Below are 25,076 nucleotides of genomic sequence, written 5' to 3' on the forward strand. Positions count from 1 at the left end.
GCCAGATAGGGCTAACCGATTAAAAGAGCGGGGGAGGCTCACGGTGGGACCGGTTCAGACACCCTTGCCGGGATCCGGCAAGGGACGTTGCGGGAAGACGACTAAAAAGAACCTTGCTCAGATCCAGGTTAACGGGAGGGTGCTGTGGGTTATATCAGAACCCCAGCAAACAGGGCTCGAATACCAGCTTCATGAGCAGTGTCACTCTCGACACAGGATGGGGGTCTTGCTCCATACGAAGAAGATACTGGTACTGTGCTGTTGTCAGCCAAACTCGGGATGCGGATTCCAGTTCATCCTGGGCCTCCGGGGCCAGTGTCGGGTTCGGATGAAGCTTCATCAGGCCTTCAACGACGGCGGAGCGAAGTGGGGCAATTTGTGAACCGTTCATGACAAAACCACAGAAGGCTGAGTGTCGACGAATTTTATCGACGGTCTGTGTGGCCAGATTTGCTTTCAGGAAAAAATAACCGGGAAACAAGGGTGAAATACGTTTGCGTGTGCAGTTAATTTTATCTGTACGGTGGAGGGTTCTGATTGTTAGTGGTGTCCAAGGTGTGATGTGCTGGTCGCAGAGCCAGTCGAAAAGCCTTTCGCGGTTTTTCCCACCGGAAATATACTGCGCCAGATACCAGGATTGCCCGTTAAGTTCTTCAATATCCATCATGCTCTCGCCTGAACCGATCCCCTTGAGGGGGGAACATTCTGTATTCGGCTGGGGGCCAGAATACACTGGGCGATAGCGCTGAAACAGTGGTTGTCTCACTCAGCCACTTGCATTCAGACAGCGTCATCGCCCAGTCTATTCTTGTTCAGGGTGTACACCGAGCTCTTGGCGGTAGAGCGGGTACATTGCAACAAACTCAGATGAAACAGGAAAAACTCCCTGGTATTGAGTCTTTCATTGGTTACTCAATTGCCATCAATGTGGCATGCTTTCAAATTGTTGTCTCCCGCCCGTAGCCACAGTTTGCGCTCTGGTCTACATCGTTCTGATATGCTTCGTTGGGGCGGTTTTGTGGGCTAAAACGTCAACTCATTCACGGATCTTTTAGGCGGAAAAGATAAGTAAATCAGTGAAATCGGAAATTATTAAAACACAAAAAGAACCAAAAAGAAAATATAAAAACCAATAAAGAATCAATTTGATTCTTTATGCACTTGATATTATTTGGTTTTTTTTTTAGTTTGTAGGAAAGTTCAACTAAAAAAACGCATATGAAAAGCACATTTGGAGAACGTCTAAGCGAGGCTATTCGGGCCCGTGGGTTGTCCCAAGCGGATTTATCTAAAAAAGTTGGGATTTCAAATGGTTATTTATCCAATGTGATTTCTGGAGGGATAAGTAAACCTCATAAACATATTGATGCTTTTGCTAATGCCCTGGGTGTTAGGAAAGATTGGTTGCTCAACGGCAATGGAAACCCCGACTCTGATGGCGAAAAAATAGTTCGTATTCCCTTATATCAATATAATAAATCAACGGGGAAGTTGTCATTTATTAAAGAATCAAAAATCAGATTTCCAGAAGAATTTACGAATGGTAAAGATTTACAAGGAGTAATGTTTGAAAATAAATTAATTTTTGAAGGGACTTCTTACGTTATTCTGGATAAAACAGCCAAAGGGAGTGGGATGTTTTTGATAGAAGATAGGGGTGAGTTATTTATTTCAACAAGGATAGATAATATCAGTAATATTAAATGGATTCATAACTCACAAGTTGAAATTAAGTCAAGCGATTTTAATGTGCTAGGGAAGATAATATCATTTTTCGAATTCTTTAGTGAGGAATAGAATGTTTTTAGAGAAAGTAAGCAATAAAGTAGTTCGTTACAAAGTAAAAAAAAACGGAGCTACTTTTCATGAGACACCTGACAATATGGTAAAAAAAAACTTAATTGACTTCTTCTCAGAGCAAGACAGATCTGAAATAATTGCCTACAGCAGCCTCAATCCCATAAGTCTACGTCAAGGAAGAGAAGCCTTAACATTCATGATGTTATCTGCTCTTTTTTTAGTGACTCTCTTTATTGCAATACCCTTGTCTCCGAATTTGATCAACATACTTGGATATAAACAACCCGGCGGGATACTTATCTTTCCATTGTCTTTTTTTTATTAGATACTATTAATGAGATATATGGAAGGAAGCATGCCAGGAATGTGATATTGATTGGTTCGTTATCGTTGTTATTTGCTTCCTTGTTTATTTATTTATCAATAAACTTATCTTCCATCGACCAGGGGAGTGGAGAACATTACAATTTTGTCTTTTCTAACCTTCCCTACCTTTTTGTTATCAATGCGCTCTGCCTTCTTTTGGCTGATGGCATAAATAACAGCATATATTCCAGGATGAAGTTATACTCTAACGGTAATTTTTTATTGTTACGGTGTTTGATTTCAATTGTGTTTGGACAGTTTCTTTATTCTGTCATATGGATCCTTCTTTTTTTTGGTGCTGAGTTAGGGTGGCGAGAACTGTTGGGTTATGTATTTAGCAACTATTTGTTTAAACTCCTGTATTCATTTTTTGTCTGTATTCCATTGACATTCAGCACGGTGATCTTTATTCGATATTTCTTCTTTAACAGAGCCGTTATTAGATAATACGCTGCCTGGGTGAGCTCGCTGGATGATGAGTTTGCTGCGCATGAGAGAGGGGGGCATTCAAGGGACAGGTACGATCCACACGTTAAGACAGTTTTTATACGGTAACTCAATACATTGCTGACGGTAAGATACGTCACTCAAAGGGAGGTTTTCAGTCGAAAATTGCTCTTGAGAGAGTGTGTACTGGCTTAACATGAGTTTTCGCAACGGTGAGTGTCAGCCCTCAAGTTCATTAGGATCATTGGAGATCCTTACCCTTGATCACTAAGCTCCATGATTTATAATGGTATTATTCAAAATTCGTGTGATCAAGATCGTTCAGTCCGGATCCATAGTTTGCAAGCTGAGAAAAAACGAGTAGTATTTGCAGACAATCATGCTGGAGATCTGTTTTGTAACAGACTGACCTGCAAACAAATAAGAGGCTATGTTGCCATGAGCGACATAGTCGAATGGGATGGGCATATCCTGAAATGCTCAAGGGAAAAGGTACCAGAGCAACGGGCCTTGAATGCAAAAACCCCCTGAAATCTGTCATCAACTTGGCGGAAGGCGTCAGATATCAGGGGGTCACAAAGCAGGCGCTGGCCTGTGAGAGATTATAACTCATGCAATTCAGAAAACAATACCCCACCGCCATAAGTGCGGGCGGGTGTGGCTGATAAAAGTCCAGAAAACCTTTCCTCTGACCCTGCCTGGGAAACTGTCGATTTCGATGCGCTAGAGCGTGCTGCGACGGATGATACCTATTGGCAGTGGATTGATGAAAATCAATCTCAAGCGAGTCCAAAACGCACCAAGCGCCGACGGGGTGATCACTCAACGGCATGCAAGTGCCCCAATCCTTTCTTTAGTAGGCCGGCAAGATACAAGCCGTTGCCGGGTGAGCTTGGTCATGCCTATCGTCGTCTGGTCAAACACGACAAAAAAAGTGGCCGTATATCGCTACGTATGCGTATCTCTCGCCATCCCTATTTTGTGCATATGCGTCACGCAGTTGGACGTAGTCGTGATTTTCGTCCCGATCGGGAGAATTTGTTGGATGCCTGCATACCGTTATTTGTCAGCAGTGCGGACATCTCGACGCATGTCGTGACCATGAATGTCAGCCGGTTGGCCGACGAACTGAGTCCTAAAGATGGCGACGGGCATGTCATTCCTGAAACCGCTGTGACGATCAGCCGGGTATGCCGTCTTATTCAGGAATTGATGCGCTTTGGCTTACTGGAATTACCGGAGGGTGTCCAGTGGGACAGCGTCAATCGTTACTGGTATCCCAAACATGTTGTTCTCTCTGAGCAATTTTGGAAACTGATAGGGGTAAACCTCGATAAACTTTACGCACAGCAAGCTGAACGTCTTATGGCTGAGGCGGATGGTCTACTGGCACCTGACGAAGAGATCAGCGTCAAGGCTGCACGTAAGCGCTGGTATGAAAATATGCGTCACGCTACGCTCGTTCACCGACGTAGTGAGGCGTTAAAGCAGAAACGAGCCAAGAGACTGGGACGCCAAGAATTTGACGATCGATTACATGCAATGGCTGACCATTTGACGAAAACGCTGCCACTGGACGAGCTTTATCAAATGACCTCCGATGAATTTGAACGGCAGACGTATTTACGCCTGTATCAACTTAATCTGGGGCTCGAGCGCGAGCCCCCTGACAACTTACACTGACGCTACTTGAGAGTGAAAATACCTCCCAACCGCTATAGGCGGTTTTTGTGTTTGCCGCCTGCTTACATTTGTCTAAAGATCACACATAAATAATGTTCTCACCTTCAGCACGAAGCCGATAATCAGCACCTATCTTGTTAATCACACTCTTATTCACTCTTATCTGCAATAGAAAAATGACCATTATCTGGAAAGGACAGCTTTGCTATGTGCAAAATAAACAAAACCCAGAGGTTTTATCTTTTAATTAGTAAACTAATTAAAAAGATCTCATTCCATCACACTTCTTCTGTGAATTAAGGGCATAAATGACCGCCCTTGCAGCGAGCTGCGCTCTCGCCGGTTCGGAAAGCAAAGTTAGCTCTTTATCTACAAGCTCCTCATCGCAACGGCACGTTGCGAACTACACCCTGATATCGCTTACAGACTGCAAAAAGACCGGTCTAGCAGGATGGGGGGTATCGAAGCTCCTTATCGATCCGGGCGGCTTTGCCGCGCTTCCGGCGACCCTTACCCACAGCATCATATGGCACCACTTTTGTCGCCTCCATGCGTAAACGCATAACTGAAAATTCATTGAAAACATTTAGTTAACTATATCTCCACGCTATAATTAACCCCATGTCCCCTTCATTTATGGCCGACCGATGGATAACGCCAGGAGAAGTAAAAATCCATGAGCACTGAATTGCTGACAAAAAAGTCCGGCCACCTGGCGTGGTGTGCGATGGTTGCCCTGCAACTGGCAAAACATGATGGTCTGGTGGGCTCTGAATCTCAGGAGAATTTGTTTCTGACTCGCTGGCTGGCCACTGCGTTAAAACAACACCGTTTTTCTCGCGAGGTAGCACCTGATATTGAATGGTGTGTGCCCGGAGTTCAGGCAGAGTAAGGATGCTCAATATGAACCACGAGTTTGTCTGGAATATCGTGCAGATTACTCATGATGAGCAACTTGCCGATCCCATTGGTTGTGGCAATGGTGAATCTGAGCGGCAGTGACCTGCGGCATGCCCGCAGGGTAATGTAACCCGCTGACAAAGGGGATTGAGGCGAGGTCACTAAGCCAAGACGATCTCCAAGATTGAGTGCTGAAAGGTTGAAGAACATGAACCCATTAATCCGCCTCTGAGGGTTGAAATGTCACCACGGCTTACGTGACCTGATAAGCCGTACAGGAGGAACCGACAGAACGTAAGGTACTGTCGGTACGAAGGCATTCTGACAACCATTTGGGATGCCGGGACAGCAGTCCCACCACAGAACGGGCTGCTGCTTCCTGTCAACTTGCGGCAAGCAAGGGTAAAGAGTGCGATGGGCAACCTAATCAGTATGTCTGAGTCCAGACAGATAAACCGGGGAAGGTCAGTGACGGATGTTAAGGGGGCATGGCCCTGATGCCGTACTGACTGGCGGAGCTTCCGTAGTAGTCCGAAATGGGGAAAGCCCATTACATGGCGAAGGGAGGCAGTTTAAATGTATTTGTTGAGTAATATAACTGACCAAATGAGGTGAAGACCTTTGATAATCAGTGAAATGCAACGCAAATTAGCCACATGGGCGACAACAGATCCATCCTTCCGGGTGGACAGGTTGTTGCGTCTGATTACCCACCCGGACTGGCTTGCTGAAGCAGCACGACTTACGCTCTGCACAAAAGGGGCTCATACCCCCGGTGTGGATGGGGTCGACAGGCTAAAATTGCAGGTCAGACTAACTGAGGAATTGAATAATCTCAGAGATGAGTTGCTTTCGGGTAGCTATCGACCACTCCCTGCCAGAAGGGTTTATATACCCAAGGCAAATGGTAAACAACGTCCTTTGGGTATACCCTCGCTGCGTGACCGCATTGTTCAGCGGGCAATGCTGATGGCCATGGAACCGATCTGGGAGTGTGATTTTCACTCTCTTTCCTATGGTTTCAGACCTGAACGCAGTGTCCACCATGCGATACGTACTGTAAAACTGCAACTTACAGACTGTGGGCAAGCCAGAGGGCGCTGGATCATTGAGGGAGATTTATCCAGTTACTTTGATACGGTACATCATAACCTGCTGATGAAAGCCATACGACGGAGGATCAGAGACGCACGTTTCATGATCCTGCTATGGCGGGTGATCAAAGCGGGTCACGTTGATGCCGGGCTTTTCCGCGCTGCCAGCGAAGGAGTACCGCAGGGAGGTGTCATATCACCTTTGCTATCGAACATCATGTTAAATGAATTCGATAAGTACCTGCATAAGCATTATCTGAGTGCTGAGAGCAGGAAAGAGAGAGAAAAGTGGAACCGGTCTGTCCGGAATGGACAAGCGGTAGCGATACCGGAGCACAGGCAACTCAGGCCAGCCGTCACATATTGTCGTTATGCCGATGATTTTGTAATCATCGTCAAGGGCACGAAAGCAGATGCGCTGACCATCCGGGAGGAATGCCGGGGTGTGCTCGAAGATAGCCTGAAACTCAGGCTAAACATGGAAAAGACAAAAGTTACTCATGTTAACGATGGTTTCGTTTTTCTGGGACATCGGATTATCCGTAAACGTAGCCGCTATGGCAAAATGCGGGTAGTCACCACGATCCCCAAAGATCGGGCCAAAAACTTCGCAGCATCGCTGACGGCACTATTATCAGGCAACTACAGTGAGAGTAAAGTCAGTATGGTTGAGTTAATCAACCGTAAACTGAAAGGCTGGAGTGCGTTTTATCAATTTGTGGACTTCAAAGCCAAAATATTCAGTTATATTGACCGGGTTGTGTTCTGGAAACTGGCTTACTGGCTGGCTCATAAATACCGGAAAAGTATCAAGCAACTGATGCGCATGTGGTGTAAAACACCAAAACCAGGCATGAACAGAACCTGGATTCTGTTTGGCAGGGCTAACAATGGCAGTCTCTGTGGTGAAATACTGTACCGTATGGTCGGACAAGGTAAGAAAAGTTTTCGTTGGAGGAATCCCGAAGGTAACCCCTATCTGAGGACAGAATCCAGAAATACATGGACCTCGCGCTACGCTGAAGTGGCTATGGCACTGGACAGCATTTAGACGGAGAGCCGGATGCGCTGAGAGGCGCACGTCCGGTTCGGGGAGGAGAGGCAGGAAAATAGTCCGACTACGTCCTGTCTCTTACTCCACTGCTTAAGCAAGGGAGAACGCTGGGGGCCAGAGCAAAGCTGCGTCACAAGCTTGATTACCTGTGGCGTTCCTGCACGGGTGAACTGTCTGAGCAGAATGATTTGTTCAGGCTGACATACGCCCTCGAAACCGCTAAAGAGATGCAGTGGGTTTACCGGTTGCTGATTGACAGGGAATGGACCGGCCGGAATGCCGTGGCAATGAATCCCCGTCTAAACGGGGTCTTTGTGTCCCGATCCTCATTGGATGTGGCTTTTGATGATGAGGGTAAGCAAATTATGCCGCTTATGGCCCGCGTGACCGGCAATGTGGCAGGGTTTGAGAAACTTTTGGGCCGCTGTGGCTGGCAGCTAGAAGCCTGTGTGAATGACCCCATGCCTTTTCTTTTTCGGCTGATGGCATTAGCCCAACCCGCCTGATGGAAACCTGTTGGCCTGCATTGCCGACGCAACTCACTATGGGAAATGGCTCAAGTTAGCTCCGCTATGGGAAATAGCTAAAGTGATACCGAGAGGGTGATATGTGGGAAATAGCTAAAGTTCACATACCAGGTAATGTTGGCTCAGGGTTTTTGGTGATGATGGTGAAAATCAGCCTGCCGTCTTCGGTTTCTGACATTGAAGCGGACAAGGGGGTTTCTTTATTGATTTTATCCAACGCCGGTTTGATGAAGGTTCGTTTCATTTCCGCGAAATTGTCCCGCTGTGATTGGGGGAGTTGATAGCGTTCAGCCAGCCAGTTTGGAGTCGTAATCCATATACCCGATTTACGGTATTGGCACAGGCTTTCATAAAGCCGGATCGCTCTTACACTGTTAATACGGCCACAATCATACAGATTGTAGGTCGTGAACTGGCTGCTGAGATCCAGTAGATAGGGCATGACTTTATTATTGAACTCAATATTCCACGAGCCTCGCCCGCGCTTTAAGCCTGCTTCCGCCAACCATGGCCGCTTCCGTTCTTCGTACTCTCCCTCAGAGGGGAAGAAGGTGACAGAGCTGTTTGACAGCGCATCAATGCCTTTTCTGACATCGGTACTGGCTGTTGCCTGACTTACCTTGAACAAGCGTTGATAATCGGCAACTCGAACGGTAAATGTGCCGGGGTGATCTTCTTGCCGGTAGGTTTCCATCAGACATAACCACAGTACACGTTTTGCCTGTAGTGAGAGATAGTAAGCTGCCTCGGTGAGTTCGTTCGATTGGGCAATGGCAGGGCGGTTGGTTTTAACAATCCCTTTATTTTCATTCATATGGCTATCTATGGGCTGTTTTTAATGTACCCATAGTTGCACCAGGTTAACAGCCGGGTCAAGGCATACTTAGGGTATTTCCCATACTTGCCATGAAATAAAACTAACTTTAGGTGTTTCCCATGCAAACTTTAGGTATTACCCATAGCAACTTATCCTATTACCCACAGTAACTTTATCTTCTTCCCATACAACGTTGAGCTGTTTCCCATATTGACAGGTCTGAAGGCCGCGCCCAGCAAGGGCTCCATGAACCCTAAAAAGCTTTAAAATCTTTTAAAAATAAATATAAAAAAATCTTTAAAAAACAGGTCTGTAGATATGTGGATAACCTGAGTATGGGAAAAAGCTAAAGTTACTATGATAGTCACTACGATAGCCCCCACTGGAAACCAGTGGGTCCCACGGTGAAAAATGGAACCTACATCATCATTGCTAGAAAAGCCAAGGTAGCTCTTTCGGTTGTAAGACAACTATCGCAACGGCTCGTTGCGATCCATGCACCTGTGGTGCGTCCAGCAACGAAAAAAGACCTGCTTTGCAGGAGGGAGGGGCAAAAAAGGATCCTTTGCGATCTTCTTCGTCTGATGGAAGATCCAGCCATTCATTGGATTTGTACTCTGGAAACGCCGAAATTTCCGTGACGCATAATATTTTGGATATTGTAAGCGGAAAGCCGCCAAAATTTTGTATATCATTGGGCCAGTGACCGGGTTACTGCCAGTTTAAATGCGATGTTCAGGCTTACTTCAACGGACAGAGGACAGTTGAAAATGCGGACGGTTTTCCCTGTTAAATACTATAAAGACGAAGGATTTGTTGAGCGCAAAATAGAGCTTGACGATAATGATCTCCAAGAAATTATTCAGGACTGGCTAATTGATAAGTAAGCGGCTCATTTAGACCGTCTGTCGATATCTCTCCGGTTCAGAGAAAATGATGTCCATCATTCATAATGGACATTATCGCTGTGAAATACCGGACCTTGCTCCTTGATGCATTGCACTTACATCTTGATGTGCGTATATCCAGAGTCGAAGTTGGCCGCCGGCTTGGCATTCCCAAAAGCACCATCTGTGATCTCTTTGTTCGCTTCAGAAAACAGGGGATTAGCTGGCCATTGCCTGAGGGCATGACCTCTGCCAAGCTCGAAGCCCTACTTTATCCAGCGCGTACCACAACAGTCAGGTCTGAGGTATCTGCCCCCCCTGAGCCTGTTTTGTCGGAAGAGCCCGTTGTACGCAAACGGCCTCGCAGGCCCAACTTTCCTCGTGATTTTAAAATCAACCTGGCAGAAAAGTCGCTTCAGCCCGGCGCTAATGTGGCGCAACTGGCGCGTGAACACGGTATCAACGACAACCTGTTGTTCAACTGGCGTAACCTTTACAGACGTGGGCTTCTGCGCCCACGGGGTGATGGGCCATTGCTCCTGCCCGTTACACTGACTGAAACAACGACGGTGGTTGAACAGCCGACACCGGCCATATCGCAACAGTCCATCGGGGAACCCTGCTGCGAGTTGGCGCTTCCCTCAGGAATACTGCGTATCCGCGGGAGCCTGACACCCGAGCTTCTGCGCATGTTGATCAGTGAAATGAAGGCCGGTGCACAATGAACATGTTGCCCGCAGGAACACGTATCTGGATCGTGGCAGGGGTCACCGACATGCGCAACGGGTTCAACGGTCTGGCATCTAAAGTGCAGAATGCGCTAAAAGATAATCCCTTCTCCGGGCAGGTTTTTATCTTCCGTGGCCGCCGGGGTGACATGATTAAAGTTCTGTGGGCTGATGCTGACGGCCTGTGCCTGTTCATCAAACGGCTGGAGCGTGGGCGCTTCGTCTGGCCTGTGACCCGCGACGGAAAAGTACATCTGACACCCGCCCAGTTGTCCATGTTACTGGAAGGCATTAACTGGAAACATCCGCAGCGGATGGAACGACCTGGAATACGCATATAACCTGCTGTAATGTAGAAGAATGGATCGTTCACTCCTCGACGAGAATACCCGACTTCGGGCACTGCTGGACGCTCAGCAACAAAGTCTTCGCCAGATGGCGGAGTATAACCGGCTGCTCTCACAGCGGGTGGCGGCTTACGCCAGCGAAATCAACCGGCTGAAAGCCCTGGTCGTCAAACTGCAGCGTATGCAGTTCGGTAAAAGTTCTGAAAAGCTGCGCCAGAAAACGGAACGCCAGGTGTGTGAGGCACAGGAGCGTATCGGTGCACTGCAGGAAGAGATGGCGGAAGTGCTGGGCGAACAGCATGACCCGGATATGCCACAACCGCTACGCCAGTCTTCGGCCCGCAAACCGTTGCCGGTATCACTCCCGCGTGAAACCCGCAATCTGCCGCCAGCGGAAATCGCCTGTCCGGCGTGTGGTGGTGGCCTGAATCCGCTTGGCTGCGATGTCTCGGAACAGTTGGAGCTCATCAGCAGCGCTTTTAAGGTTATCGAAACGCAGCGGCCAAAACTGGCCTGTTGCCGATGTGACCACATCGTTCAGGCATCCATGCCATCAAAACCCATCGAACGCAGCTACGCTGGCCCGGGTCTGCTGGCGCGCATCGTCACGGCGAAGTTCGCAGAACATACACCTCACTATCGCCAGTCGGAGATATACCGCCGTCAGGGCGTGGAGCTGAGTCGGGCCACGCTGGGGCGTTGGTCCGGTGCAGTGAGCGAACTGTTGGAGCCGCTCTGGGAACTGCTGCGCCAGTATGTGCTGATGCCGGGGAAGGTGCATACCGACGATATCCCGGTGCCGGTACAGGAGCCGGGTAGCGGCAAAACCCGGACGGCACGGCTGTGGGTGTACGTACGGGATGATCGCAACGCAGGCTCACCGCTACCGCCGGCGGTATGGTTCGCATACTCACCTGATCGAAAGGGTGTTCATCCACAACACCATCTGACCGGATACAGCGGTATCCTGCAGGCTGATGCGTACGGTGGCTACAATACGCTTTACGAAGATGGGCGCATAAGCGAAGCGGCGTGTATGGCACACGCCCGCCGGAAAATCCACGACGTCCATGTCCGCATCCCGACAGACATCACAACCGAAGCGCTGAAGCGCATCAGTGAACTGTACGCCATCGAAGCGGAGATACGCGGTAGTCCGGCAGACGAAAGACTGACGGTCAGAAAAGCCAGAACCCTCCCGCTGATGCAGTCGCTGTACGACTGGATACAGAAGCAGATGAAGGTGCTGTCACGCCACTCAGATACGGCGAAAGCGTTCGCCTACCTGCTGAAACAGTGGGATGCGCTGAATCTGTACTGCAGTAACGGATGGGCGGAAATCGACAACAACATCGCGGAAAACGCGCTGCGCGGTGTGGCTCTGGGCCGGAAAAACTGGTTGTTCGCCGGTTCGGACAGCGGTGGTGAACAGGCAGCAATCCTGTACTCGCTGATCGGTACCTGTCGGCTAAACAAGGTAGATCCAGAGGCATGGCTTCGGTATGTCATCAGCCATATCCAGAGCTGGCCAGCTAATCGGGTTCGTGAGCTGCTGCCATGGAAAATCGACCTTACTGCTGAATAAACGTCAATACGGTTCAGGTGAGCCGCTTACATTGATAATGCCGATTTTGAATTTGACGAAGTGGAAGTTGTTAATCTGCGGCCTATGAATATCTGGCTTCACGCCAAGTGCCGCAAGTACCTTGACCCTGACGAACCGGAACATGAGCAATGGGGAGATGCAGAGGTACAAGTATCAGGTTCTTATGACGGAAATCCAACGCCATAATTAATGTAATCAATAGGGTAGATCATAACGGTGGGACTTTTGGAGGAAATGATCGCAGCCCGTATCAATCCAGCCAGTGCGTTTTTCTGGCACCCAGCCGACGAGCCAGCCGTATAATGTCATCAATACCATACCTTTTCAGCGATGGCGGACGCTTGTTCGCCACCTGAGCTATGTCACAGGCCGTATTCCAGACTTTCCCGCGTTCGGCGCGTAGCGCTGTCAGTGCATCGATAAGCAGGGCTATTTCCTCATCATCCAGTCCCAGGATAGGTTCTTTATTTAATTTGCTCATGACGACCCCATTTTTGGCGGTCTATACATAAGACCGCCGTTAACCGGACAGTAAAGCAATGACTATTCGGCGCGAAAAAATATTGATCGCAACGTCTCATATAGCTGGTACGCATCAATTCTCATTGATGGCACCGTAATCGTACGCATCAGTATATGAAAATATGCTCAAAAAGTCGTCTAATCCCTGATGCCGGAAATTTCGGCGGTTCCGGCGAAGAACCCCATGTTGAATAAGTTACGGGTTTTATGACAGGGTTTAACGTCTAAAACGACGGCTTAGCGGGGGTCACTCAATCGGTCGCTTGTGTGACAAAGCCCACAGTGACAGGCGGCGGAAAAATCTAGGTTTGCGGCGTACAATCTCAAACTATTAGAATGTGACAAAATGGCATATTTTGTAGGGGCAGTCATGACAGGATTCGAGTTGAAACTCTGGCGAACGGGTCTGGGTTGGACGCAGAGACGGACGGCGGAGGAATTTGGTATCTCGATGCGCACCTACATCCGTTATGAACAGGCAAGCCCACCGAGGGGGATTGTGTTGGCTATTCAGGCCTTGTCCCTGGCGGCTATGTTGTCAGAGATCGATATGCTACCAGCGGAAATTCTGCGTCAACGGGTGAAAACTTTGGCTGTTGATATCATGGATGACTGACCAAAAATTCACGTTTAAACCGCGCACATTGATACTATTTTATAAACCGCGATCAGATCTTGCCCTCAGAAAGTCACAGGTGAGCATGCCGCGGGTGTTGTGCAGCGATTCGGAGCGTAATCGCAGGATCCCTCTTAGCTGTTGTTTATCCGCAGCTTCGAACCTCTGTTTCATTATCACAAGTGAGCCGCTGTCATTTCTTTTTGTGACAAAGAAGAAAGCGAGCAATGTCTGGTTATGACGCAGCAAACCTTCCGCACACACCTTGTCGGTATAAATAGCCTGATTGTAATACAAAGGCTCAACCCCTTCCTGTGCGGTCAGAACCCTCCAGGTTGACGTAATATCAGCCGCAGATAAATGAAGGGCAAGTAAATGCCCGGCGTCGGTTTTAGTCATCATTCCTCAGGACTGAATTCAGTCTGGGTGGAGATCGGATAGGGCGTGTTCTTTACTCACGCTTTACTCCGGGGTGTCATTTTTACGGCCCTGCAGTCTGGCCTGTAAATCCATAAGCCGATCGGCCATTCGCGTCAATCCGGCACGAACGTAGTCACGTTGCATCGGCGTCACGTTTTCATCGGCATTCAATGTGTTCCTGAAGTTCTCCACACATTCCTGCCATACTTGAAGAGATTGGTAAAGCTGGATTATCTGCTCGTCAAATACCGACAGGGCCAGTCCCTGATAAGCGAGGTAGCCGCGTTCCAGATTGGCCGCTGTCGTCAGTATCTGTTCCAGGGTCTGTTTGTTCGCCACCGAGAATTCAGGCTGGCTGTCATAAGGCCGCGATGGCTTCTGACTCTCCTGTTCAAATGCGGTTTCCATGATGAGGGCGTAGCGATAAAAGCCTGGGTATTCCTGTGCTAATGCCATCAACTCTTTATCGGTGGTGCCGGTCCAGATCTGGTGCAATTCGGGGGTATAACCCATCATCAGGTGGATTATCTGGTGCGGCTCTGTGATGCCTTGAGCGTCCAGTTGCTGCATATGCTGGGCCATTTTTGCTGCCATCCGGCGAAAGTCTGCCATTGCCATCTTTTTCCCTCATCTGCGTTGAATATCAAGTGCCTTGCAGGCTCAACCAACACTCGGCGTGCTGTCCCTGCAGGGTCGCTGTGCCTTATTTTAGCCGGGTGCTGACCTGATAGTCCTTTGCAACGCTGCCCGTGTGGCTCCCTGCATTGATAATAGCGGGCCTCACCCAGATCAGGCGTTCTGCCAGTCTTCTGATATGGCCACGTCGCAGATGCATGCGTTTTGACGGTATACCGGGTGTAGAGCTTCTGTCATGGCCTGCATAGGTGTTTTTCTCATCGGAGATTTGCAGGATCTTGTAGGTAAATCGGGGTTTGGAGCCGACGGGCTTTTTTTTCCCTTTGACCGGTTTTGCAGCAAAATCCTTTGGCCTCAGCGTTTCTATGGTGACGTTTGCGCAGTTCAGGATGCTGCAGGCACCAATGAAAGCGTACAATTCGTCTCGCGTGTTGAGGATAATATCGGCAAACAGCTTTTCTCTACTGCCCATCATCAATTCTGCCTGATGGGCAATTTCGGGAAGGGTAATAAAAGGCTCTGCACGGTAGTGCCGGTTTTGCCCTTTTTTTATCAACCCCGCTTCTTTGATGGCGTCAAGGGCAATGTGAGAGGCCGGGGGCCGATTTTCAAAATTGCTCCCCTTGTTCATCGTATTATCATGGGGAAAGAAGGTCCCGCCATAACAGGGGTGCCAGCGTTGGTCGTGGTCTGTCCAATAGATTGGCACGATGAAGACTCCGCCACCGGGATAAAGATGTGACACCTTGTTGCAGCCTGGGACAGGTTCGAATGCGGCATTCAGTTCCCAGCACAAGGCAATGCGTTTGGTCGACAGTCGGGTTGGAAAATCCGTATAGTGCTCGAGAGCGGCCTCTTTCACCCAGGGGATCTCAAAAGTGACCACGGGATAGGGTAATCGGGCAAGATCAAGATGGGTCTGACGCATTTCTTCTGGAGCGATGAATTCTGCGCAGTTGGTTAAAATAAATTTAGGGCTGTCCTTGAGCATGTCCGCGAAGTTACGGATGACATGGGCGGAATAGGGGGCTGAACGGTATATCGCTCTTTCCATATCGTCGAGATGTTCCAGGGCTTCTTGCGTATAGTTTAGCGGCGAAACGGCATCGTTATTCATCGGTCCCTCGTTTTTGTGTCAGGCGGAATGATGTTCTTCGGATCCTCTCTCTGCCACGCCACTGAACGAGGCAGATATTGCCATGTAGTCCCTCATGCAGCGTGTCGTACTGACAGACTACACAGTAAAAATATCATGGTTCTCAAGACAGATAAATAACGATACTACGGGCAGTATAAATAGTGTAAATGAAAGAAGGTGTATTTTTAACATTATTGTGTTGTATTTTATTTCATTGTTTTTTCTTAAGAAGCGCCAGGATTATTGTTTTTTAATGAACTTTTGCTCTGAAATAGGATGGTCAGGGTTTTCGAATTTACTTGTTATAACGGCTCTGATATAATTGCCCGCCATTTTTTATGACAATATTTAAATGTGATTTAATTTTGGGGAATAGAGTATATGATGGAGTTTTTTGATTTAGATTATGATTCATTGTCCAAGAGCCGTTCGGCGGAGTTGTTTTCGCTCAGGAAGAAAACATTTAAAGATCGCCTTAACTGGAGGGTCAGTTGCGAACACAATATGGAGTTTGATGGGTATGATAATAAAAACACCACCTATATATTTGGTGTCTATGACGGAGGGATTATTTGCAGCTTGCGGTTTATCGAAACAAAATTCCCTAACATGATCATTGATACATTCAAACCTTATTTTTCTCATTTGCATTTGCCTGAGGGACATTATGTTGAAGCCAGTCGTTTATTTATTGATAAAGAACGCATCAGGGCGCTTCACCTGCAACAACATCCGGTCAGTTTACTTCTTTTTCTGTCGATGATTAATTATGCACGAAGCCAGGGCTATGAAGGGATTTATGCGATTGTCAGTCACCCGATGCTGATTATCTTTCAACGCTCCGGTTGGCAGGTTTCTGTTGTTGAAAAGGGGCTATCGGAGAAGCGTCAGAATATTTATCTGATCCATATGCCTGTCGATGAGCATAATCAACACCTGTTGATAAAGCGTATCAACAAAAAATCCCCCCTCTCGAGTCACGCATTAAACGTGTGGCCATTTTCATTCCGCGTCAGGGAGAACCGGTCTGATCAGTTTCAACTCAACGCCGAGCCTTATGGCATGCTTGGCATTGGTCACCCCTAGTTTTTTGATGGCATTACCCACATGGTATTTTACTGTGGTGAGTTTGATCTCCAGGATGAGGGCGATTTCCTGGTAGGATTTTCCCATGCTTGCCCAGTAAAGTATTTCATTTTCACGCTTGGAGAGGATTTCTTTCTGGCTTTTCTTATCGACGTGATGTGGATCGTTCACCTCCTGATAGAGGGCGATTAATTTCTCATGTGTTGCCAACAAGAGCATTTGAATGTCATTTTTTTTGTCGACGATTGTTTTTTCTATATTATCGTCACAAGACTTGTCCATGATGAGAGAGAGAACCACCAGGTTATGATTATGGTCGTGCAGGACAAACGTATACCCATTAATGACATCGTAGTTTTTAGCCATGTCGAAAATTTTGGGCATTTTTAATCCTGAGCTGATCATGATGTTCTCATCCCATAAAAAGGGGGTGAAACGGTATGAGGCCGTGATCAGAACCGGATCGATGAACTGAAAGTTATTCTTGATGTAAAAATCAAACCATTCTGTTCTATTCGAAATGATAGCGAAATCATTCGGATTCTTTTTATTCATAATGGCATAAGCGTATTTGATATTATGAAAAGCTTTTAGATTCTTCTCTAAATAATTTTTTATGGAGGTATTAATAAACGTATTATTAAAAAATGAAGTGGACACCCAAGTATCTCCTTGATAAAAATCCATCGTAATGTGAAGAGTATAGCATAAGATCTTGCAGCGGGATAATTGTCATACCCCTATGAATGCTTATCTGAACGACACGCGGGTATTTCATGACGTGAACAGGAGAGTGTGATACTGATGACCGCAACTCTTTAAATACAGGCGCTGTTTAACCTTATTCTGAGAAGCCAGCATCAATTCCTTAATATCAAAAGGGAAAATAGCGAGATAAAGAGTAAGCACGTCAGCAGAATGGAATGGGCGTATGATGCTATCCCCTCCTTGAGAGAGGACCTTGATTGAGGTTTTTGAATTAATTTTTAAATAACAGTGTGATAGGATTTTTTTTATTCGCCAGAAACACCCCTGTAGCCTCACTCGGTTATTACAGAATGAGACTAAAATTGACAGGTTATCGGCTATTCGCAATAATGGTGAAAATTTCCCTGGTGTTGGCCAATTTGGCACCTGATCCTCCAAGCAGGATCAGTTTTTTTCGCATTCAAAACACTTTAATTCTTATGCAGAAACAATAGGGTGTTTTATTAATGAATGATAGATAGACTAAAGTACAGTCTTGCACTGTACTTTATTGGTAAACCGCCTTCATCCTCAGTGCTTGTCATGCCTGATAAATTCGCACATGCAGGGTGACCTTTCTGTTACAAGAGCCTCTTTACTTTTTGCCGGCTACCGTTATCTCCCTGTCTGGTATCGTTGTATCTGCCTGCTGTGACATTGCCGAGAACATTCCTATAAATCTCCATTTTTCGGGTACCTATGACCTGTCTGTGTGCAAAAGTGCGGCCCAGCCCAGCAATTATGCCGGTTAAAAAAGCTGGCAAGACCCCTTGAATTTTATACAATGGCGGGTCTGGATTTCAGACGGTGGATTAACGTCACAGCGATAACGTCGGCTCCTGGTGAACGGTTCCCTGACGATGGCGTTGTGTTAAAGGGAATTGAACAATGAGCATTCAGGACTACATTCTTGCCGGTGGTAAATATCCGATCCATAACCATTACCAACTGCGCTTTCCCAACCTGGAGGCCAAGCAGCCGGGGATCGGGATTTCGGTATTGAGATTTTCGGGTGTTGAGGCCATCAGCACCATTCTGCGTTACGAGATTGAATTTACCAGCGCGACCAAAGATATTCCCGCGCACCCCATCATCAACTATTCCGCCCTGTTTCTGATGTACCCCGATGGCAAGCCCTGGGAATCGGTCAAACCGCGTATTCTGCCGGGGGTGATCACCCAGTTCCGTCAGTGCGGCACCTCCGCCGATGAAACCCGTTATGTCGTGACCCTTGAGCATCGTCTGGCTCGTTTGACCCAAGGCGTAAATAACGCGGTCTACCAGAATGACAGTATTATCAGCATGATGGAGAACACCCTCCTGCGTTTCAACATGGACCGGCTGGATTTCCGCTTCGCGCTCCGTGACCAGTACCCCCTCAAACCCATAATGATCCAGTACGGAGAGAGTGAATATGCCCATATTGCACGCCGTCTGGCTGACGGTGGTGTCTCCTATTTTTTTGAATACGACGAGGAGAACCACTGCGATGTGATGGTCCTGGCGGATAATGCGCACGCTTTTGCGAAAAAGGGGGCCATTCCCTTCCGTCACCCCGCCGGGTTGTTTGACGGCGGGCAGGAGTCAGTCTGGGGGATGTCGGTAACCCGCAAGGCCATCCCGAGAAAGGTGACCGTCAACGACGACTATTACCCGCGTGCGCAGAGCGACATGCTGGCGGTGACGGAGACCAACCCCGACTATCCTGCACTGGTTGCCGAGGATTACCGCTGGGGGGAATCGTATCCCGAACCGGGCAAGGAGTACAGTACGGAGCCGGGGCAGGGCATGTGGTATGCCAAGCGTCGCCAGGAACGTTACCTGACGGAGCAAATCACCTTTGAGGGCCAATGCAACAGCATGATGCTGCGCCCCGGCATGGTCATCACCACACCGGGCAAGGACTGGCCCGAAGCCCCGAACGGCCTGTTGATTGTGGGGTCTGAAGCCCAACCGTACGAAAATGTACGTTAAGTATGTTTTTTAACCAGAATGGTATTTTCGCTGCCATGACGAAAGATAATTATAAAGGCCATTCATCGCTCTCTTCCGCTTGCTTAAGTGGCCTTAGCGGTCCTTTTGTTACCTGTTCTGCCAGCGTGAATGTATAGTGACCCAGCATATTAATATGCGCATGGCGCAGTGGTGACAGCCGAGACTCATCGTCTTCATTAATGGCTAATGGCTTCGCCCTCATCACGTAAATGTGCCAGTGCCGCCCGCATATAAATGGTATTCCAGAGCACGACGGCATTGGTCACCAGCCCCAGAGCGCCCAGTTGTTCCTCTTGCCCATCCTGATAGCGCTTTCTGATCTCGCCTTTCTGCCCGTGACAAATGGCTCTGGCGACGGCATGCCTGCTTTCTCCCCGGTTAAGTTGGGTCAGAATGCGACGTCGGTAATCCTCATCATCAATATAATTCAGCAGATACAGTGTCTTATTTATTTTCCCGGCTTCGATAATTGCCTGTGTTAATCCTGAAGGGCGATCGCTGCTCAGCAACGAACGAATCAAAACTGACACCCGAATTGTCCCCAGCGTCAGGGAGCCAGCTATGCGCATCATGTCATCCCAATGTTGCTCTATCTTCCGGGCATTCGCAGCATTGCGGGCGATATCATTCAGCACGCCATAATCTGCATCTTTATCCACACGCCAGAATACAGAGGCTCCTGCATCAGCCAGACGGGGGGAAAACTGATAGCCCAGTAACCAGAAAAGACCGAAGATCAGATCACTGGAACCGGCCGTATCTGTCATTATCTCCGTCGGGTTTAGTCCGGTTTGCTGCTCCAGTAGCCCTTCCAGCACGAAAATGGAATCCCTTAGCGTGCCTGGAACGACAACGCCATGGAATCCGGAGTACTGATCTGAAATGAAGTTGTACCAAGTGATCCCACGGCTGGAACCAAAATATTTTCGATTAGGGCCTGCATGTACCGTTCTTACCGGGGCAATAAATCGCATGCCGTCGGCAGAGGCTACCTCACCACCGCCCCATTTCTGAGCCAGAGGCAGTGTAGACTGATAATCAACCAGTCTAGCGTTTGCTTTTACCAGCGTTTCTGCTCTGAGATAATTTTGTTTGGTCCAGCTCAGGCGATAACGAGTCAGTGCCGGGATATTAGGTCGAATAAAGGGCTCCATACCAATATTACAGGCTTCAGCCAGCAATACGGCACAAATACTGACGGTCAGATCATCCATACGTGCGCCAGCCTCGCTTGCATGGGTAAATTCATCTGCAAACCCGGTATGCGCGTTAATTTCGAGAAGGAGTTCTGTCAGATCGACAATTGGCAGCAGGTCAGATATACGTTTCGAGAGTAACTTCAGCGTCGGCGGCTCATCCAGTCCGTTCAGATGAGTAATGGTCAGCTTCGTGCGTTTACCGGTGAAATCCAGTGAGACAGCCTGATTATCGGCAAAATTTTTAGCGACCTGTCGGTACACAGTGTCCAACTGCCTGGTCAGTGCATTGACGGCCTCTCCGGCGTTGAGAGGATGCCCAAGGGAGCGATATACCTGCACTCTGTTGGTGTGCCAGTCCTGCCCCTGGAGAAGTTTAGCCCGCGGATCTCCCCAGCGCTCGCTCCGTGCGACGTAAATATCCCGACGTCGCAGACTGTCCTGTAACTTATTCATAACACAAAGGGTATAGCCCTGTCGGGATAAATGGCCGTCTTTGCCATAGCAGAGTCGTTTCCAGGGGCCGGTAATTATCGCCATTGGCGCATCATCAATATGCTGCCTCCGGGTTGACCTGATCGCCGCAAGGTAGCGTATAGCCTCCAGCGTTGTTTCACCTGCCGGAGCGGCGCTGAATTCAATATTCTCCAGCAAACTGGGAAGAAATCGACGGACTCTCCCATACTGCTCCACCATTTCATCGTGAAAACTGGCGTCAGAAGGTCGGGCGATGGTGTTTATAAATGCGATGGTATCGGCCAGCCTGGCCGGAGGAAATTTCCCGAATATCGTCGAGCGGAGCAACTCACTGTCAATATTTTCATCCAGGAGCACCGAGCAGATATGTGCCAGTTCTAATGCCGACTTATCAAGGTCTTTTAGTGTCCGCAGTCGTTTTTTCTGCCCAATTTTTTTCGCCTCCCGGCCGATATCAGCGATAATCCCATCCAGAACGTCCAGCGCGTCATCCAGTGCCGATATTTCGCAGGAACGGACAAACGCAACCAGCATCGCTGTTCGTCTTGCGGGCTGCATCCGGGCTATTTTGTACACTGAAATCATATCAGCATACCGGGCGAGTGCATTGAAACGCACCGGAGGAATACCGGTGAAGTCGAGATCCTGCATGCCAAATGCTTTCAGTTTCAGGTAGCGCGCAACGGCCTGATTAAATGCTGGGCCACTGATGGCAACAGGACCTTTTCTTAACTGATCAAAACGTGAGGTTCGTACTCCGTCAGACACCTGTAACAGTTCTTCAAGTAATGAGCACTGCTCGCCTGATGCCAGCCCGGACAGACGTGACCAGAGCCTGTCTGCTGATTTTTCACGTATTTCGGATATCAGACGGGTCAGCGTGGTGACGCCCGGCAACAGTATTTTATTTTGCAGAAGCCAACTGGTAGCCAGATCGAAAAGCAGACCCGGTCGTTCGTTGCTGAGCCAGCTGCGGGTGAACAGTAACCGGCTCAATCTGAAAGTCCACGGCCACGAAAAATCACGATAGCCATACTGACGACGGATCAGTGCCTGATGTTCACGCAGCGTAGTTTCTCTTCTGGAGTAGTCGGACAGAACGCCCGTATCGGATATTCCCAGCTGTCGGGCAACAAACCACTGTACGTTGGTCGGGATCGCTGACAAGTCATAAGGCCATGTGCCAAGAAATCGAACGCTGCCAATCAGCAATGCCACTGCCAGACGGTTTGCCCTTCCGCGCCGGTTGTTAATGAAATCCATATCCACTTCGTCCAGCAGAAAGAAACGAGCAAGCTGAATGTCATTAGGCTCACCAGAGAACCGACCATAACTGGCACGTTGTTCCGCGTTTAAAAAATCTGCTGGCAAAAGTGCCTCCCTGGCTACGGCTCACATACGAATACATAAAAATGAGATGTTAATCAGACTGTTTCAGATACTGATACAGCGTTTCACGGCTAATACCAAACTCGCGAGCAAGCTGCGCTTTTTTCTCACCCTCTGTTGCTCGCCGTCGAACTTCAATTTGTTGTTCTGAGGACAGTGATTTTTTCCGTCCACGGTAAGCTCCACGCAGCCTGGCTAAAGCGATGCCTTCACGCTGACGTTCATGGATTAAAGAACGTTCGAACTCGGCAAAAGCCCCCATCACTGAGAGCATCAGGTTTGCCATCGGTGAATCTTCGCCAGTGAATGTCAGACATTCTTTAACAAATTCGATACGCACACCCTTATGGGTAAGCTTTTGTACCAGACGGCGCAAATCATCCAGGTTACGAGCCAGCCGGTCCATACTATGAACCACCACGATGTCTCCATCACGCACGAATGACAACAGTGAATCCAGCTCTGGCCGCTGGGTATCTTTACCCGATGCTTTATCGACAAAGACTTTATCCACCTGAGTCTGATCCAATTGCCGCTCTGGGTTCTGGTCAAAGCTACTTACCCTGATATAGCCAATACGTTGACCTTTCATACGCCTCCAATACTGAATGTGTCAGGAAAGAATCTATGACCTTTAATTACTTGTGTCAATAAATATGCAGAGTGACTTTATTCTGACAGTTTTTCACTGTCCGGCCTGACGTCAGGTTAGGGTATAGCTTATATTGACATTAACTTTCACTTTACAAACGTTTATAATTTATGTGATTATAGAATTCACAAACATTACTAAGTAAGGTCAATAATGAAAATCCCAACACATCTTAAGCACAAACCCATTTTGGAAGTCCCAAATTACGACAAAATTGATGGACCTTATGTCGGTGATACCGACGCTATGGGCTTGTCCATTGGTATTGCTCAATGGAATACAGCGGGTTGGACAGAACTGTCGGCCAAGGTCTGGCGAAACCCAGGGGATAAATGGTCCCGTCAATCAGAAGAGTTACCACTTCACCGAGTTATAGATTTAGCATCGTTGATCTGCATTGCAATGGATTACTGTCGTAATAATAATAACCTTACATCTACGGATGATTTTCCGGTACATCGTTCAACAGATAATCCGGATCTAAAGCATCATATAGAATTAATGAAAAAAGAGATTAAAGAAAACAAGGAGTATTTAGATGAAAGTTTAAAAAGGCTTTCCACTGAATTAAAAAAACTTGGTTATTGATGCAGCGTATTTACTCACATAGAAAGCATAACTATATGTGTAATATTTCATAAAGGAGTGTCAAATGGAGTTAATTAAAAAATCAAATGTAGGGGTTAGAATTGTCAATAAAAATTCACTATTGGAAGATGGTGAAAACACTTGTTATTTTAAAAATAGAATTCATGAGATTGCATTCTATTTCAAAGAAAACAATCAAATATTTGACAAGTATCTTGGAATAAAAAAAGTACACATGGTTGACAAGAGGAAAGCAAATGATCTAAGGAAGATTTATCTAAGTATTTTTCATCCAGACAAAAACGTTAACGTTGAAAATGATATAAATTTCAATAAGGTGTGCGAGGATATTAATAACGTATTCAAGCGGTTAACCGGTGGTGAACTATGAGTGCGAATTTTCCATCATCAAATTTTTATACATTAACTGCTCTTGATATTAATATGCATCAGCATACTATAGAATTTAATCCTGCCTTACTAGATTGTTTAAGCTCCAGAACACTTACGGGGATAAAAAATTCATTTGAACGAAGCATTTTAGTTTGGAGAAATGGATTGTGTTACATTAAAATATCTGAACTTAAAAATTTGTTAAGAACCAGTAATTCTGGCGCTCACAATGTCTATGTTCGGCAGGGTATCGATGGGTATGTCTCGCCTTCAAATCCTTATGAAATAGATAATGAATTGTATATTTCCGGGCCTGATTTTAGTGGCATTCTTGATTTTAGAATAAATTCTAGCTATGGGAACACCCACCTATATTTAAAGTATGTCAGGACTATTTATCAATCTATTTCGGCACTCTCAGTTCTTAATGAACTTAGAACATCATTTGTTCATCAGATAAATAGTCAACGCAACCAACTAAAAGCACAAAGAATCAATTCTTATAACATAAGCCAGTGTGAATTTTCTAGTTATATTTTCAGTAATTTATCTGAGGTTCAATTTGCCCATATAGAAAGTGTAACCACATCACCTTTATTAGCATTGGATATCAATAATGGAGTGATAATTTGCAATCATATCCATGCTGAGTTAACTAGGGAGGGAATTCATGACTTTGCTGGAATGTATGATTTTTGCATAGCTAATGATTATTCCACATCGTGGGCAGATAACTACGCCTTATAAATGACGACGGTATTTAATTATAGTGACTGTTGCGGACTCGACCCGCAACAGTTTGAAAACCAGAATCCCGCTTCATACGTGTCCACATGTCGTGAGTAACACCGTTTCCTCAAAGCATTATTCAGTTCAAAAAATGTACTTAGCGTACGTTTTCGTACAGTTGGGCTTCAGACCCCTAATAAGGGAAAACGCAGAGAACGCGGGTTTACTTTTTATCT

At 47.3% G+C, this 25,076-nt stretch carries 23 protein-coding genes and 3 pseudogenes; 17 read left to right on the forward strand and 9 right to left on the reverse strand.

What is annotated here, in order from left to right:
* Window positions 1-154 precede the first annotated feature (154 nt).
* Window positions 155-664, reverse strand: coding sequence for a transcription termination/antitermination NusG family protein (locus WG891_RS15835; protein WP_337263715.1), 510 nt, complete (start codon window positions 662-664; stop codon window positions 155-157).
* Window positions 665-1,218: 554 nt separating this feature from the next.
* Between WG891_RS15835 and WG891_RS15840 the strand changes: the two genes are divergently transcribed.
* The 7 genes and pseudogenes from WG891_RS15840 to WG891_RS15865 all read left to right on the forward strand — a co-directional run.
* The gene (locus tag WG891_RS15840) at window positions 1,219-1,797 is read left to right on the forward strand and encodes a helix-turn-helix domain-containing protein (protein WP_337263660.1); all 579 of its coding nucleotides are present in this window, start codon (window positions 1,219-1,221) and stop codon (window positions 1,795-1,797) included.
* A gap of 1 nt (window position 1,798) precedes the next feature.
* Window positions 1,799-2,125, forward strand: coding sequence for a hypothetical protein (locus tag WG891_RS15845; protein WP_337263659.1), 327 nt, complete (start codon window positions 1,799-1,801; stop codon window positions 2,123-2,125).
* Window positions 2,126-2,139: 14 nt separating this feature from the next.
* Window positions 2,140-2,613 (forward strand): VUT family protein, encoded by a 474-nt coding sequence (locus WG891_RS27065; RefSeq protein ID WP_443006164.1) that lies wholly within the window; start codon window positions 2,140-2,142, stop codon window positions 2,611-2,613.
* 657 nt (window positions 2,614-3,270) lie between these two features.
* Window positions 3,271-4,296 carry a plasmid replication initiator RepA gene (gene repA / locus WG891_RS15850; protein WP_337263658.1) on the forward strand — a complete coding sequence of 342 codons (1,026 nt, stop codon included), beginning with the start codon at window positions 3,271-3,273 and terminating at the stop codon, window positions 4,294-4,296.
* Between the two features lie 676 nt (window positions 4,297-4,972).
* Window positions 4,973-5,161 (forward strand): annotated as a pseudogene (locus WG891_RS15855) (DUF2913 family protein); the annotation flags it as partial.
* A 671-nt stretch (window positions 5,162-5,832) separates the two neighbouring features.
* On the forward strand, window positions 5,833-7,341 hold the full coding sequence (ltrA, locus tag WG891_RS15860) for a group II intron reverse transcriptase/maturase (protein WP_337263714.1): 1,509 nt from the start codon (window positions 5,833-5,835) through the stop codon (window positions 7,339-7,341).
* Between the two features lie 89 nt (window positions 7,342-7,430).
* Window positions 7,431-7,850, forward strand: a pseudogene (locus tag WG891_RS15865) (DUF2913 family protein); the annotation flags it as partial.
* Window positions 7,851-7,971: 121 nt separating this feature from the next.
* Here the strand turns inward: WG891_RS15865 and WG891_RS15870 are convergent.
* Window positions 7,972-8,685: a replication initiation protein gene (locus WG891_RS15870; protein WP_337263657.1), complete on the reverse strand. Its 714-nt coding sequence runs from the start codon at window positions 8,683-8,685 to the stop codon at window positions 7,972-7,974.
* A gap of 407 nt (window positions 8,686-9,092) precedes the next feature.
* Between WG891_RS15870 and WG891_RS15875 the strand changes: the two genes are divergently transcribed.
* The 4 genes from WG891_RS15875 to tnpC all read left to right on the forward strand — a co-directional run bounded on the left by WG891_RS15875 (window position 9,093) and on the right by tnpC (window position 12,235).
* Entirely contained in the window at window positions 9,093-9,329 is a 237-nt protein-coding gene (locus WG891_RS15875) for a hypothetical protein (RefSeq protein ID WP_337263656.1), read from the forward strand.
* Between the two features lie 326 nt (window positions 9,330-9,655).
* Window positions 9,656-10,300, forward strand: a complete 645-nt coding sequence (gene tnpA, locus WG891_RS15880) for an IS66-like element accessory protein TnpA (RefSeq protein WP_337263655.1) — start codon at window positions 9,656-9,658, stop codon at window positions 10,298-10,300.
* On the forward strand, window positions 10,297-10,644 hold the full coding sequence (gene tnpB, locus WG891_RS15885) for an IS66 family insertion sequence element accessory protein TnpB (RefSeq protein WP_337263654.1): 348 nt from the start codon (window positions 10,297-10,299) through the stop codon (window positions 10,642-10,644). The genes tnpA and tnpB overlap by 4 nt, the downstream gene beginning before the upstream one ends.
* Window positions 10,645-10,663: 19 nt before the next feature.
* A complete protein-coding gene (gene tnpC / locus WG891_RS15890) occupies window positions 10,664-12,235 on the forward strand; it encodes an IS66 family transposase (RefSeq protein ID WP_337263653.1) in 1,572 nt (523 codons plus the stop codon).
* Window positions 12,236-12,506: 271 nt separating this feature from the next.
* Here the strand turns inward: tnpC and WG891_RS15895 are convergent, their stop codons facing one another.
* Complete coding sequence (locus WG891_RS15895) at window positions 12,507-12,737, reverse strand: hypothetical protein (RefSeq protein ID WP_337263652.1); 231 nt, start codon at window positions 12,735-12,737, stop codon at window positions 12,507-12,509.
* 411 nt (window positions 12,738-13,148) lie between these two features.
* Between WG891_RS15895 and WG891_RS15900 the strand changes: the two genes are divergently transcribed.
* A complete protein-coding gene (locus WG891_RS15900) occupies window positions 13,149-13,394 on the forward strand; it encodes a helix-turn-helix transcriptional regulator (RefSeq protein ID WP_337263651.1) in 246 nt (81 codons plus the stop codon).
* A 39-nt stretch (window positions 13,395-13,433) separates the two neighbouring features.
* Here WG891_RS15900 and WG891_RS15905 read toward each other — a convergent pair whose 3' ends face one another.
* The 3 genes from WG891_RS15905 to WG891_RS15915 form a co-directional block, all read right to left on the reverse strand.
* A complete protein-coding gene (locus WG891_RS15905) occupies window positions 13,434-13,793 on the reverse strand; it encodes a hypothetical protein (protein WP_337263650.1) in 360 nt (119 codons plus the stop codon).
* 63 nt (window positions 13,794-13,856) lie between these two features.
* Window positions 13,857-14,432, reverse strand: coding sequence for a transposase (locus tag WG891_RS15910; protein ID WP_337263649.1), 576 nt, complete (start codon window positions 14,430-14,432; stop codon window positions 13,857-13,859).
* Window positions 14,433-14,517: 85 nt separating this feature from the next.
* Window positions 14,518-15,567 (reverse strand): hypothetical protein, encoded by a 1,050-nt coding sequence (locus WG891_RS15915; RefSeq protein WP_337263648.1) that lies wholly within the window; start codon window positions 15,565-15,567, stop codon window positions 14,518-14,520.
* Window positions 15,568-15,969: 402 nt separating this feature from the next.
* Between WG891_RS15915 and WG891_RS15920 the strand changes: the two genes are divergently transcribed.
* A complete protein-coding gene (locus WG891_RS15920; protein WP_337263647.1) occupies window positions 15,970-16,674 on the forward strand; it encodes an acyl-homoserine-lactone synthase in 705 nt (234 codons plus the stop codon).
* On the opposite strand, the gene WG891_RS15925 is transcribed toward WG891_RS15920, so the two are convergent.
* Window positions 16,591-17,334: a helix-turn-helix transcriptional regulator gene (locus WG891_RS15925; RefSeq protein WP_337263646.1), complete on the reverse strand. Its 744-nt coding sequence runs from the start codon at window positions 17,332-17,334 to the stop codon at window positions 16,591-16,593. The genes WG891_RS15920 and WG891_RS15925 overlap by 84 nt on opposite strands.
* Window positions 17,335-18,309: 975 nt before the next feature.
* Between WG891_RS15925 and WG891_RS15930 the strand changes: the two genes are divergently transcribed.
* Entirely contained in the window at window positions 18,310-19,395 is a 1,086-nt protein-coding gene (locus tag WG891_RS15930) for a type VI secretion system Vgr family protein (RefSeq protein ID WP_337263645.1), read from the forward strand.
* 49 nt (window positions 19,396-19,444) lie between these two features.
* Here the strand turns inward: WG891_RS15930 and WG891_RS15935 are convergent.
* Window positions 19,445-22,460, reverse strand: a pseudogene (locus tag WG891_RS15935) (Tn3 family transposase).
* Window positions 22,461-22,509: 49 nt separating this feature from the next.
* Entirely contained in the window at window positions 22,510-23,070 is a 561-nt protein-coding gene (locus WG891_RS15940; RefSeq protein ID WP_337263644.1) for a recombinase family protein, read from the reverse strand.
* A 213-nt stretch (window positions 23,071-23,283) separates the two neighbouring features.
* Here WG891_RS15940 and WG891_RS15945 point away from each other — a divergent pair, with 213 nt between their 5' ends.
* The 3 genes from WG891_RS15945 to WG891_RS15955 all read left to right on the forward strand — a co-directional run bounded on the left by WG891_RS15945 (window position 23,284) and on the right by WG891_RS15955 (window position 24,858).
* Window positions 23,284-23,718 carry a DUF6530 family protein gene (locus tag WG891_RS15945; protein ID WP_337263643.1) on the forward strand — a complete coding sequence of 145 codons (435 nt, stop codon included), beginning with the start codon at window positions 23,284-23,286 and terminating at the stop codon, window positions 23,716-23,718.
* A gap of 64 nt (window positions 23,719-23,782) precedes the next feature.
* Window positions 23,783-24,109: a hypothetical protein gene (locus WG891_RS15950; protein WP_337263642.1), complete on the forward strand. Its 327-nt coding sequence runs from the start codon at window positions 23,783-23,785 to the stop codon at window positions 24,107-24,109.
* Window positions 24,106-24,858 carry a hypothetical protein gene (locus WG891_RS15955; protein ID WP_337263641.1) on the forward strand — a complete coding sequence of 251 codons (753 nt, stop codon included), beginning with the start codon at window positions 24,106-24,108 and terminating at the stop codon, window positions 24,856-24,858. The genes WG891_RS15950 and WG891_RS15955 overlap by 4 nt, the downstream gene beginning before the upstream one ends.
* The last annotated feature ends 218 nt before the right edge of the window (window positions 24,859-25,076 follow it).

The organism is Serratia sp. MMO-28 (assembly GCF_037199905.1).
GTDB lineage: Bacteria > Pseudomonadota > Gammaproteobacteria > Enterobacterales > Enterobacteriaceae > Chania > Chania oryzae.

Coding starts and splice junctions, on each gene's coding strand:
- WG891_RS15835 (WP_337263715.1), bottom strand. CDS start 664: ATGGATATTGAAGAACTTAACGGGCAATCCTGGTATCTGGCGCAGTAT.
- WG891_RS15840 (WP_337263660.1), top strand. CDS start 1,219: ATGAAAAGCACATTTGGAGAACGTCTAAGCGAGGCTATTCGGGCCCGT.
- WG891_RS15845 (WP_337263659.1), top strand. CDS start 1,799: ATGTTTTTAGAGAAAGTAAGCAATAAAGTAGTTCGTTACAAAGTAAAA.
- ltrA (WP_337263714.1), top strand. CDS start 5,833: ATGCAACGCAAATTAGCCACATGGGCGACAACAGATCCATCCTTCCGG.
- WG891_RS15870 (WP_337263657.1), bottom strand. CDS start 8,685: ATGAATGAAAATAAAGGGATTGTTAAAACCAACCGCCCTGCCATTGCC.
- tnpB (WP_337263654.1), top strand. CDS start 10,297: ATGAACATGTTGCCCGCAGGAACACGTATCTGGATCGTGGCAGGGGTC.
- tnpC (WP_337263653.1), top strand. CDS start 10,664: ATGGATCGTTCACTCCTCGACGAGAATACCCGACTTCGGGCACTGCTG.
- WG891_RS15895 (WP_337263652.1), bottom strand. CDS start 12,737: ATGAGCAAATTAAATAAAGAACCTATCCTGGGACTGGATGATGAGGAA.
- WG891_RS15900 (WP_337263651.1), top strand. CDS start 13,149: ATGACAGGATTCGAGTTGAAACTCTGGCGAACGGGTCTGGGTTGGACG.
- WG891_RS15905 (WP_337263650.1), bottom strand. CDS start 13,793: ATGACTAAAACCGACGCCGGGCATTTACTTGCCCTTCATTTATCTGCG.
- WG891_RS15910 (WP_337263649.1), bottom strand. CDS start 14,432: ATGGCAATGGCAGACTTTCGCCGGATGGCAGCAAAAATGGCCCAGCAT.
- WG891_RS15915 (WP_337263648.1), bottom strand. CDS start 15,567: ATGAATAACGATGCCGTTTCGCCGCTAAACTATACGCAAGAAGCCCTG.
- WG891_RS15920 (WP_337263647.1), top strand. CDS start 15,970: ATGATGGAGTTTTTTGATTTAGATTATGATTCATTGTCCAAGAGCCGT.
- WG891_RS15930 (WP_337263645.1), top strand. CDS start 18,310: ATGAGCATTCAGGACTACATTCTTGCCGGTGGTAAATATCCGATCCAT.
- WG891_RS15940 (WP_337263644.1), bottom strand. CDS start 23,070: ATGAAAGGTCAACGTATTGGCTATATCAGGGTAAGTAGCTTTGACCAG.
- WG891_RS15945 (WP_337263643.1), top strand. CDS start 23,284: ATGAAAATCCCAACACATCTTAAGCACAAACCCATTTTGGAAGTCCCA.
- WG891_RS15950 (WP_337263642.1), top strand. CDS start 23,783: ATGGAGTTAATTAAAAAATCAAATGTAGGGGTTAGAATTGTCAATAAA.
- WG891_RS15955 (WP_337263641.1), top strand. CDS start 24,106: ATGAGTGCGAATTTTCCATCATCAAATTTTTATACATTAACTGCTCTT.